Genomic DNA, 10,590 nt, shown 5'->3' with positions numbered 1-10,590 from the left:
TCTCACCTCAATTTCAAGGTGGAAAGGCCGATCAGCGCCAGCACCGCGGCGACGATCCAGAAACGGATCACCACGGTCGGCTCTGCCCAGCCTTTCTTTTCGTAATGGTGATGCAACGGCGCCATGCGGAAGACCCGCTTGCCGGTGGTCTTATAGGAAAGAACCTGGACAATGACGGAGACCGTCTCGACGACGAAGAGCCCGCCGATGATGGCGAGCACCAGTTCATGCTTGGTGATGACGCTGATGGCGCCGAGCGCGCCGCCCATCGACAAGGAACCGGTATCGCCCATGAAAACCATGGCGGGCGGCGCATTGAACCAGAGGAAGCCGAGGCCGGCACCGCAGAGGGCGCCGCAGAACACCGCGAGCTCGCCGCTACCCGACACGAAATGTACCTGCAGGTAATTGGCGAAAACGGCATTACCGACCAGATAGGAAATCAAGGCGAAACAGGCGGCCGCGATCATGACCGGCACGATGGCGAGCCCGTCGAGGCCGTCGGTCAGGTTGACCGCATTGGAGGCGCCCACCATGACGAAAGTGCCGAAGGGAATGAAGAACCAGCCCAGAGGGAGCACCACTTCCTTCAGGAAGGGGACGGCAAGGCCGGTATTGAGCGGCGCCTCGGTAACGCGGGTGACGGCATAGGTCGCGATCAGGCCGATGGCGATCTGGCCGGCCAGTTTCAACTTGCCCGGCAGGCCTTTGGTATTGCGCTTGGTCAGCTTCAGGAAGTCGTCGCCAAAACCGATCAGGCCATAGCCGATGGTCACCCCGAGGACAATCCAGACATAGGCATTGCCGATATCGGCCCAAAGCAGCGTGGTGATCGTCGCCGAAAGCAGGAACATCAGCCCGCCCATGGTCGGCGTGCCCTTCTTGGTCAGCAGATGCGATTCCGGTCCATCGGTGCGGATCGGCTGGCCATCGCGCTGCAGCTTTTTCAGCCAGCGAATCATGCCGGGGCCGATCCACAAAGTGAGGACAAGAGAGAACAGGATCGCACCGCCGCTGCGGAAGGTGAGATAGCGGAAGACGTTCAACACCTTCCAGTCTTCCGCCAACCCTGCCAACAAGTGATAAAGCATTTCCCCGCAGCCCCCTACTGCCCGTTCGCCGCCCGCTTTGCTGTGTCAGCGCCGCCGATTCCCCTTGCGGCGCTGACACTGGCTCCCCCAAAGACGCGTGTTTCTTGCGCGGATGATCCAGCGGATGATCCCAGTGCGCGGATGGCCGCCACGATCGGCGCCATGCGCGTGCCCAACGACCCTTTGACCAGAACCGTGTCCCCGGCCTGTATTTCGCGGCCGATGATCGCTGCCAGCATGTCCGAATCGGCATAGTGCCCAGCTTGCATGGCGGCCGGCAGCCGATCATAGAGTTCGTGCATCAGCGGCCCGACGAGGAAAGCGCGGTCGATGCAAGCGGCAATCACATCGGCAGCAAGGTTCTGGTGCAGGACGCCCGCCTGCGGTCCCAATTCACGCATATCGCCCAGAATGGCGATGCGGCGGCCTTCGGCCTTCGGCGTCATGCCGAGCAGGTGCAGGGCGGCGCGCACGGCCACGGGGCTTGCATTGTAGGATTCGTCGATCAGGACGATCTTGCCGTTCGCCAAGGCCACGACTTCACGCTTGCCGCGTCCCTTGACGGTCTCAACCCGGGCAAAAGCACCCAAGGCCGTGTCGATATCGGCACCCAGCGCCCGGACCGCGCCAAGGACGGCAAGGCTATTGATCGCCAGATGCAGGCCAGGCGCCGCGGTGCGGTAGCTTACCCTGCGGCCGAAGAGTTCGGCTTCGATCCGGTTACCGTCGGCGTGAACCTCGCAGGAGATCAGCCGGATATCGGCATCCGAGGCTTTGCCGAAACCGAGAATGGTGGCGATGCCGCGCGCATGCGCATGCTGGGCCAGCCGTTCGAAATGGGGATTGTCGCTGGGCAGCAGGGCCGTGCCATCGGGCTCCAACCCATCGAAGATCTCCGCTTTGGCATCGGCGATCTCAGCAGTGGATTTGAAGAATTCGAGATGCGCGGCGTCGATGGTGGTGATGATCGCGACCTCAGGCCGGACCAGCTTGGCCAAAGGAGAAATCTCGCCGGCATGATTCATGCCGAGTTCGAAAATACCATAGGTCACGTCGCGCGGCATGCGCGCCAGGCTGAGCGGCGCGCCCCAATGATTGTTGAGATTGCCGGTGCTGGCATAAGTCGGCGCGCCGGCGGCGAGCACGGTCAGCAGCGCTTCCTTGGTACTGGTCTTGCCGACGCTACCGGTTACCGCAGCGATGCGGGCCGGCGTGCGGGCACGTGCGGCGCGGCCGAAATCCCACAAGGCCGCCATCGTATCGCTAACCAGCAAGGCTGGCGCGCTTTCGGGGAGATCAGCCGGGCGATGATCGATGACGACCGCGGCGGCACCCGCAGCTGCGGCGCGCGCGGCGAAATCATGTCCGTCGAAGGTCGGTCCTTTGAGCGCAATAAAAAGATCGCCCGGCGCGATCGACCGACTGTCGATCGACACACCGGTCGCCCGGAAAGTCGCTGTCGCCTGGCCGCGCGTGGCGATCGTCGCCTCCGCTTCAGTCCAGAGAACCTGTGTCGTGTTGGCGTGGCTCACGAGGCCTCGCTTTCAAGCGCCAGCGCGACGTCACGCGCCACCTGGCTGTCGTCAAAATCGTGCTTCACATTGCCGACGATCTGATAGGTCTCATGACCCTTGCCGGCGATGATGAGCACATCGCCTTTGCCAAGTTCCCGCATAGCATGGCGAATCGCTTCGGCGCGATCACCAATTTCAATCGCGCCCGGTGCAGCAGCACAAATTTCAGCGCGAATCGCAGCGGGATCTTCTGAACGCGGATTGTCGTCAGTAACAATGACGCGATCGGCAAGCCGCGTGGCGATCTCACCCATGATCGGCCGCTTGCCACGGTCGCGATCACCGCCGCAGCCAATCACTACTGCTAGTTTGCCAGTGGTGTGAGGACGCAAGGCAGTCAGCACGGCTTCAAGCGCACCGGGCTTATGCGCATAATCGACATAGACAGCGCCACCTGATGGTGTAGTTGCAACATGCTCGATGCGTCCGTGCACGCCCGTCAGCCGGCCGACAAGTTGCGCAACCACGGCAGGCTCCCCGCCACTGCCGATGACGAGGCCCATGGCGGTCAGCAAATTATAAGCCTGGAATAGACCAGCGACGGGAAACTCGATGTCATGGCGCGTGCCGAAGAGATCGATCTCCAGCATCTGGCCGGTGCTGGTCGGGGTCTGCTTGATCAATCTGATATCGCTGCCCTTCGCACCGACGGCGATCAGGCGATGATGCGCGCGGCGGCTGACGGCGAAGACATCTTCCGCAACTTCCATATCGGCATTGACCACGGCGGTCCCGCCGGCCGGCAGAAGGTCGGCGAACAGGCGCAGTTTCGCCTGGAGATACGCCTGCATGTTGCCGTGATAGTCGAGATGATCGCGCGATAGGTTTGTAAAGGCCGCTGCCGTGACCTGCACGCCGTCGAGTCGATACTGGTCAAGCCCATGGCTGGACGCTTCCATGGCCAGATGATCGATGTTCTTGAAGGCAAGCTCGGCGAGGATACGATGCAGCTCCACCGGATCAGGCGTGGTCAATGAATCGGGTAGTTCATAGCCGGGCGCCGTCAACCCGATCGTGCCGAGGCTGGCAGCGCGATGACCGAGCAGCGACCAGAGCTGGCGGGTGAAGACAGTTGTCGAGGTCTTGCCGCTGGTTCCCGTGACCGCTGCTATCGTCTTCGGCTGCGCCCCGTTGAAACGGGCAGCCAGCAAAGCGAGCGCGCGGCGCGGATTGGCCGCCGTCACATGGGCGACATGCGGCGGCAGATCGAGAATCGGTTGATTCTCCGGCGACAGAATCGCGCTGGCGCCCTGGGCGAGAGCGGCGGAAATAAAATCGCGACCATCGGCCTTGCTGCCGGGCAAGGCTGCGAACAGAAAGCCCGGTCGGACATGACGGGAATCGGCCGTCAGACCGGAAATGTCGATCGCCGCTGCCGGACTGCGCAATGTCACAATCGAGTCGAGACCGCCAATCAGCTCATTCATCTGCAATGGACGCTCCTGGATCCGTGTTTTGCGGCGGTCCGGTCACATCCCCCTGATCGTCGATTGAGACCTTCGATTGAGTCGCAGGCGTGGCGCCGTTGGCCGTCGCTTTGACCTGCGTAACCATCGAATGTGGCTTTTTGGAGTCTGGTGAATCATAGTCGGCGACAAGCGCCGCCAGCGGGTTTTGCGACGCCGGATCGTCCGGCGAGATCGGCGCCATGCTGTAAAGCGGGGCCATTCGCTGCACTAAAGCGCCGGCCACCGGGGCGGCCACCCAACCGGCAGTCGCATAACCGTAGCTATGTTCGTTGGGAACGGGTTCATCGACCAAAGCGGCAACGGCATAGCGAGGATTGTTGGACGGGAAGGAGCAGACAATCACCGCCATGCGCGCATTCTTCGCATAGGTGTGGCCCTCGAGTTTATCCGCCGTACCGGTCTTGCAACCGACGAGATAACCGGGCGCATCCGCTTTCTTGGCGGTGCCCTCCTGGACCACCGTGCGCATCAAGGCGCGCATATTGACCGAGGTCTGATCGGAGATGACATGTTCGCCGGCCGGGATCTGATCTGGCTGGCGTTTCAGAATGGTGGGGGCCCGCATATCGCCGCCATTGACCACGGCGGAGATACCGGTGATCAGCTGGGCCAGGCTGACAGCGATACCGTGACCATAAGCAATGGTCATGGTGTTGATGCGCTTCCAGTTCTTGAGGCTGGGAACCATCGGCGGGCCGACTTCCGGCAATTCGATCGGCGATTTTTCCAGCATGCCGAAGCGGCGCAGATAGGTTTGCTGGGTTTCCGTGCCGAAATCGTCGGCCATTTTGGCGGAGCCGATATTGGAAGAATAAGCGTAGATCTCCGGCACCGTCAGGAAACGGTTCTTGCCGTGATAATCGCTGATGGTGAAGCCGCCGATCCGGATCGGCTTGGAGGCATCATAGCCGCCGGTCATCGAGACGGTACCGCTATCGAGCCCGATCGCCGTATTGAAGGTCTTGAAAGTGGAGCCCATTTCGAACACGCCGAGCGTGGCGCGGTTGAAACGAGCATCCGCTGAAGCGGCGCCCGGCTGCGAGGGATCGAAATCCGGCAGCGAAACGAGGGACAAGACCTCGCCGGTCTTCACATCCATCACCATGCCGGCGCCGCCGATGGCGTGGAAATCCCGGATCGCATTGCTCAGCTCTTCATGCATGATGTGCTGAACGCGGATATCGATCGATAATTGCAGCGGACGCGTGCCGCCATTCAAGGCATCATCGAAAGACCGCTCCACGCCGGCAATGCCCTTGCCGTCAATATCGGTGAAGCCAACCAGATGCGCGGTCAGGTTTCCCTGCGGATAGATGCGCTTGGTCTCATACTGAAAATAGAGGCCAGGAATGCCGAGGTTATTGACGGACTGCTGCTGCTTGGGCGTGAGGTTGCGCCACAGCCAGATGAAGGCCCGGTCGCTCGACAGCTTCGTCGCCGTCGCGGTCGGATTGAGGTCCGGCAGAATAGGCGCCAGCTGCCTGGCAACATCATCCGGATTGGTGATCTGCCGGGGATTGGCATAAAGCGAGGCTGTGGTGAGGCTGGTGGCGAGGACAACGCCGTTGCGATCAACTACATCGGCGCGGCCGGTCGAGGCGATCTTTTGATGCGCGGCGCCAGTATCATCTTCGCCCGGCAGCAAGGTGACGGCCGCCAGACGGGCGGTGATGACCAGAAAGGCAACGCAGAACAGGCCAGCGCCCAGCATCAGCCGGGTGTGACCCATTTCCAGGACGCGCTTCTGCCGGCCTTCCGGCTCGGCTTCCAAAGCCATCGGGTTGATCACCGGCTGCGACCGCTGCGCCGAGAAGTTATCCGCGCGCCTATGATCGTTACGCCGCTTCATTGGTCACCCGCAGCGGATGCGTCGGGCGCATCTTGTGCCCGTTGCATATCAGCCAAAATGGCATCGATCACTTCATCCGAACCCGGTTTCTTCGCCGTGGCTGCCGGCTGTTTGACCGCGGGTTTGGCTGCGGGTGTAGCTGCCGGCTTGGCGCTGACCTTGATCGCCGCCGGTCGATCCTGTGGTTTGCTGAGCTGCGCACTCACCGGAACGATGGTCGGCGCGGCCGTGGGCAGCGATTCCGGAAGGGCTGCTTTTTGCGTCTGTATGGTCGTGCCGGCCGCCGTGCTCGCCGCCGCCGGTTGCTGGTGCGGTGTGACAGCCGAAACCATGGGAGGCGTTGGCGCCTGTTCGGGCTGCGACAATTGCGGCGCAGTTTCCGGTGCCGGCGCGGCCGGTGCATCAGCCGGCCGTAGCGGCAGGTCGGCGAAGTTCTTGATCTGGCTGGCCTGCGTTGGCAGGAGATCGGTGTGGCGCCGGGCGAGATCGGCCAGCCGCACCGGGTCGTTGAGATAGCTCCATTCCGCTTCCAACACGTGGATGCTGGAAAGATTGCTATCGATCTGGCGCTTCAGGTGCCGCAATTCGGTTTCCTTGGCCTGAACGTTGTACTTCACCTGAAAGAGGCCGACACCGAGCAAGGCTAGGACGAGAATCCAGATGACGACGCTGATCCGGATCATGCGGCACCTCCCGCCGGATGCGCATCCGCTAGACGTTCGGCAATCCGCAGACGCGCGGAACGTGCGCGCGGATTGCGGGCGATCTCAGCGTCGCTGGGTTCTATGCCGCCCGGCGAGATCAGACGATAACGCGGCGCTTCTGCCTGTGGTGTTTCCGGCAGATGCCGCGATCCGCGCGGCGCGCTGGTGCTGCGGCTGCGCAAGAAAGCTTTGACGCGGCGGTCTTCCAGCGAATGGAAGGAGACGATGGCGAGACGTCCGCCCGGTGCCAAAATGGCATCGGCGGCTTCAAGACCGCGATCAATCTCGCCCATCTCGTCATTGACCGCGATGCGCAGCGCCTGGAAGGTGCGGGTCGCGGGATCAATGCGATTGGCTGGCGTTGGGCCGATCGCGCGGCGCACGATCTCGCCCAGTTGCTGGGTCGTTGTAATCGGTGCCAAAGCACGCGCCGCGATGATCGCCTTGGCCACCCGACGCGCCTTCTTTTCCTCACCGAAGGTGAAGATCAGATCGGCCAGCGGTTGCTCAGCCATTTTATTGACGAGATCGGCAGCTGTTTCCCCTTCCTGTTCCATGCGCATGTCGAGCGGCCCGTGGAAACGGAAGGAGAAGCCGCGCTCGGCCTGGTCGAGCTGCATCGAGGAGACGCCGAGATCGAGCGTCACGCCCTGTACCTGGTCGATGCCCTGTGTGGCGAGCAGTTTTGCCATATCGCCGAAACGTCCCTGCAAAATATGCAGGCGGCCTTTGAAACGATCCAGCAATGGCTGGGCGTCGCGCACGGCACCGGGATCGCGATCGATGGCGAAGACGGTGCAATTGGCCGCTTCTAAAATGGCGCGGCTATAGCCGCCGGCGCCGAAAGTGCCATCGACATAGATGGCGCCGTCACGCGGCGATAAAGCGGAGACCACCTCCGACAGCAGAACTGACTGATGCGGGCTGGCGGGTGAGGACATTATGTCGGCCATTACGCACCTCCACCCGGCCCGCCTGGCGCCTGCCGCAAGGTTCGGCCCTTTTCCAGGGCACGGCGGCGCGCCTCGGCCTTATAGGCTTCGAGCTTGGCAGGTTCCCAGATTTCGAAGCCGCTGCCGCGACCGACAAAGGCTGCCGCTTCGGTGATGCCGGCATGGGCGGCAAGGCTTTCGGGCAGCATGATGCGGCCTTCGCCATCGAACGGCAGTTGTTTGGCATCAGCGAAAAGCGTGGCGGTCAGGTCGTCATGCTCATCGGAAAACAGGTCGACCTGGGTCATGCGGTCGGTCAAAGCCTGCATCCAATCCATCCCGGCGCATTGGATGGCGGCGTATTTGAAAGATGGAAAGGCGACGATGCCCTGGAAAGCCTGATTCGCCAAGGCAGCACGGAACGTCGCGGGGACGGAGATACGGCCCTTCTTATCGATCTTGTTGATGAAGGTATCGATGAACAGGGCCATCGAGTTTCCCGCTGCCGTCCCATAGATGGCTGGCGTCGCCACACTTGTTTTAAGCACCGGACACGGCCCGCCGCTGCCGTCCGGTAAATCTCGATCGTTAATGGGATATCATGGGATGGTATGGGCGTCAATGGGAAGAGCCCGTAAATCTCTGGAATAGCTTGGAAATTTCCGTTTCCTCGCGAAAACGTGACTCCTTGAAGTTGCATTTTTTCAATGAGTTACGCGGCCTCGCTGAGAAAGAAAGTTAGCTTGATGCCGGCTGTGGCGTAGTCCGCTGATTTTTCAACTTTCTTTTGTACCGGGAATGTTCTCATGCTTTCCGTAACAGCGGTGTAATTTCCGGAAATACACGCATCAATTGATGCCAGATGGCCTGTAAGCCGGGTTCTGTCCGGGGCCGCTGGACGAACGATATGGCCGGCTTTCGCCGGTCATCACTCCCGCCCGACCGCGACCCGTGGATGACTATTCATCTGGGACGCCCGTCGCCGGACGCCTCGCGCGACCTACCCGAGGATCGGCGCGGAAAGGCGCCTGAACCGGTTGCCCGGTTCCTGTCCTCCTATCTGGTCTTGCTCCCGGTGGGGTTTACCCTGCCACTGGCGTTGCCGTCAGCGCGGTGCGCTCTTACCGCACCTTTTCACCCTTACCGGCCCTGCGCCCATTGCTGGCCGCCGCCGGCGGTATAGTCTCTGTGGCACTTTCCCTGGGATTGCTCCCGCCGGGCGTTACCCGGCACCGTCCTTCCGTGGAGCCCGGACTTTCCTCCCTCCGCGCCAAAGCGAGGAGAGCAGTCATCCGGCCATCTGGCAGTGCCTAGCTAGGCCTTGAAGCCGGGCGTGTCAATGCCGGTCGCGTCAAGGCCGGCTGCTTGCAGCAGGCCCTTGAGGATCGAGGCTGAGGCGGGCTCGAAGCGGCCGGTGAGATGTTGCGGCCGGAAATGCCTTTCGAAAGCCAGGATCGCCGCATGATGGGCGGTTTCCGGCATCGCGCCGGCCGGCCCCTGGATATCGTAGCCATATCTAGCGAGCGCTGCGAGGAAGGTCGCTTCATCCCAATCGGCGATGATGGGTTTGGGCCACAGGCCGATGCCGCGCGACGCCAGCAAGGCCCAATTGAACAACTCGCCGGGATCCTGTTTGCGCATCGGCGCGACATCGGAATGGCCGAGGACACGGCTCGCCGGGATGCGATGCTGGGCGATGATCTGTTGCGACAGGGCAATGACCGCCTGCATCTGCACTTCAGGAAAGGGCCGATAGCCCCAGTCGTGACCCGGATTGACGATTTCGATGCCGATCGAGCGGGCATTGATATCGCGGGCCCCGGCCCAGGAACTGACGCCGGCATGCCAAGCGCGTTTTCCCTCCGGCACCAGAGAGAGGATGGAACCGTCTTCGTCCACCACATAATGGCTGCTGACCCGGGCAGCGGGATCGCGCAGCCGGGCGATCGCTTCGTCGCCGCTCTGCATGCCGGTGTAATGGAGCAAGAGCATATCGATCGGCCCGCCGGCCGGGCGATCATCGAAATTGGGAGATGGCAAATCGATCAATTGCATGGCGCTGCCCCGACTAAGATTGGTTCGTACTAGGCACCGGGGCCAACCGGTTGTGCGACGGCCTGCGGCCGGCGCAGGACCAGGATGGCGAGGCCGACGAGCGTAATCGCGGTTCCGACAATCAGCCGCCCGCCGACCGGTTCGCCCAAGAGCACCACGGCGGTAGCGGCACCGAAAACCGGTTCCATCAAGGTGAATGGCATGACCAGCGACATCGGATAACGGCGCATCATGCCATACCAGATGCCATAGCATAATGTGGTGACGATCAGAACCTGATAGACCATGGCCGACCAGCCGCGCCAATCCGCCGTGCTGATCGCCTGCCACTGGCCCTGTTCGAGCAGCAGCGACATGACGAAGGTCATCGGTGCCGCGAGCAAGCCGGTCCAGGCATTGAGCCGCCATCCATCCATGTGATCGCTGAGTTTCTTGATCTCCATATTGGCGACGGCCCAGGCAATGGCGGCAATGAGGATCAGGCCGGCGCCGCGCAGCCCGCCGGTGAATTGCGGCGTGCCGACGATCAGGGCGATGCCGGCAAAGGCGATCGCCATGCCGGACCAGCGTCGCCAGCCCATGCGGTCGCCCTGGAAGAAGATCGCCAGCAGGGCCGAGATCGGCACCTGGATTTGAATGATGATCGAGGTGGTGGCGGCATCGGTCAGCAGAAGGCCGGTGAACAGCGTGGCCCAGTGAACGACGCCAAGCAGAAAACACAGCCGCAGCAAGGCTGGCAGATGCGCGCGCTTCGGCAAGCCGACCATCGGCACCAGCAGGAGGGCGACCAAAGCCAGCCGGATACAAACGAAGAAAAGCGGCGGCCAATGACCAAGGCCCATTTTGGTGACGGCAAAATTGGCGCCCCACAAGGCCTGCGCCAGGATCATCAGCAGCACATGGCTTGGGAGCATGA

Annotated in this window: 9 protein-coding genes and 1 other RNA gene; all 10 read right to left on the bottom strand. The window is 62.0% G+C overall.

Translation table 11 applies throughout. The features are described from left to right. Positions 1-2 precede the first annotated feature (2 nt). The 10 genes from mraY to SMD27_RS00295 all read right to left on the bottom strand — a co-directional run bounded on the left by mraY (position 3) and on the right by SMD27_RS00295 (position 10,588). On the bottom strand, positions 3-1,091 hold the full coding sequence (gene mraY, locus SMD27_RS00340; protein ID WP_320506348.1) for a phospho-N-acetylmuramoyl-pentapeptide-transferase: 1,089 nt from the start codon (positions 1,089-1,091) through the stop codon (positions 3-5). Positions 1,092-1,105: 14 nt separating this feature from the next. After that, entirely contained in the window at positions 1,106-2,623 is a 1,518-nt protein-coding gene (locus SMD27_RS00335) for a UDP-N-acetylmuramoyl-tripeptide--D-alanyl-D-alanine ligase (protein WP_320506347.1), read from the bottom strand. Further along, a complete protein-coding gene (locus SMD27_RS00330; RefSeq protein ID WP_320506346.1) occupies positions 2,620-4,092 on the bottom strand; it encodes a UDP-N-acetylmuramoyl-L-alanyl-D-glutamate--2,6-diaminopimelate ligase in 1,473 nt (490 codons plus the stop codon). The genes SMD27_RS00335 and SMD27_RS00330 overlap by 4 nt, the downstream gene beginning before the upstream one ends. Next, on the bottom strand, positions 4,085-5,983 hold the full coding sequence (locus SMD27_RS00325) for a peptidoglycan D,D-transpeptidase FtsI family protein (protein WP_320506345.1): 1,899 nt from the start codon (positions 5,981-5,983) through the stop codon (positions 4,085-4,087). Before SMD27_RS00325 ends, SMD27_RS00330 begins: the two co-directional genes overlap by 8 nt. After that, complete coding sequence (gene ftsL, locus SMD27_RS00320; RefSeq protein ID WP_320506344.1) at positions 5,980-6,666, bottom strand: cell division protein FtsL; 687 nt, start codon at positions 6,664-6,666, stop codon at positions 5,980-5,982. Before ftsL ends, SMD27_RS00325 begins: the two co-directional genes overlap by 4 nt. Next, positions 6,663-7,640, bottom strand: a complete 978-nt coding sequence (gene rsmH, locus SMD27_RS00315) for a 16S rRNA (cytosine(1402)-N(4))-methyltransferase RsmH (RefSeq protein WP_452094340.1) — start codon at positions 7,638-7,640, stop codon at positions 6,663-6,665. The genes ftsL and rsmH overlap by 4 nt, the downstream gene beginning before the upstream one ends. Continuing rightward, complete coding sequence (gene mraZ, locus SMD27_RS00310; RefSeq protein WP_320506343.1) at positions 7,640-8,110, bottom strand: division/cell wall cluster transcriptional repressor MraZ; 471 nt, start codon at positions 8,108-8,110, stop codon at positions 7,640-7,642. Before mraZ ends, rsmH begins: the two co-directional genes overlap by 1 nt. 363 nt (positions 8,111-8,473) lie before the next feature. Continuing rightward, an RNA gene (gene rnpB, locus SMD27_RS00305) (RNase P RNA component class A) lies at positions 8,474-8,923 on the bottom strand. 10 nt (positions 8,924-8,933) lie between these two features. Beyond that, the gene (locus SMD27_RS00300) at positions 8,934-9,674 is read right to left on the bottom strand and encodes an N-acetylmuramoyl-L-alanine amidase (protein ID WP_320506342.1); all 741 of its coding nucleotides are present in this window, start codon (positions 9,672-9,674) and stop codon (positions 8,934-8,936) included. A gap of 29 nt (positions 9,675-9,703) precedes the next feature. Further along, positions 9,704-10,588 carry a DMT family transporter gene (locus tag SMD27_RS00295; protein WP_320506341.1) on the bottom strand — a complete coding sequence of 295 codons (885 nt, stop codon included), beginning with the start codon at positions 10,586-10,588 and terminating at the stop codon, positions 9,704-9,706. Positions 10,589-10,590: the final 2 nt, after the last annotated feature.

The sequence above is a fragment of the Dongia soli genome (genome assembly GCF_034044715.1).
GTDB classification, from domain to species: domain Bacteria; phylum Pseudomonadota; class Alphaproteobacteria; order Dongiales; family Dongiaceae; genus Dongia_B; species Dongia_B soli.
Note: the sequence above shows the minus strand (reverse complement) of the source record. Positions and strands in the feature narration are given on the sequence as shown.

Coding starts and splice junctions, on each gene's coding strand:
- mraY (WP_320506348.1), bottom strand. CDS start 1,091: ATGCTTTATCACTTGTTGGCAGGGTTGGCGGAAGACTGGAAGGTGTTG.
- SMD27_RS00330 (WP_320506346.1), bottom strand. CDS start 4,092: ATGAATGAGCTGATTGGCGGTCTCGACTCGATTGTGACATTGCGCAGT.
- SMD27_RS00325 (WP_320506345.1), bottom strand. CDS start 5,983: ATGAAGCGGCGTAACGATCATAGGCGCGCGGATAACTTCTCGGCGCAG.
- ftsL (WP_320506344.1), bottom strand. CDS start 6,666: ATGATCCGGATCAGCGTCGTCATCTGGATTCTCGTCCTAGCCTTGCTC.
- rsmH (WP_452094340.1), bottom strand. CDS start 7,640: ATGGCCGACATAATGTCCTCACCCGCCAGCCCGCATCAGTCAGTTCTG.
- mraZ (WP_320506343.1), bottom strand. CDS start 8,110: ATGGCCCTGTTCATCGATACCTTCATCAACAAGATCGATAAGAAGGGC.
- SMD27_RS00300 (WP_320506342.1), bottom strand. CDS start 9,674: ATGCAATTGATCGATTTGCCATCTCCCAATTTCGATGATCGCCCGGCC.
- SMD27_RS00295 (WP_320506341.1), bottom strand. CDS start 10,588: ATGCTCCCAAGCCATGTGCTGCTGATGATCCTGGCGCAGGCCTTGTGG.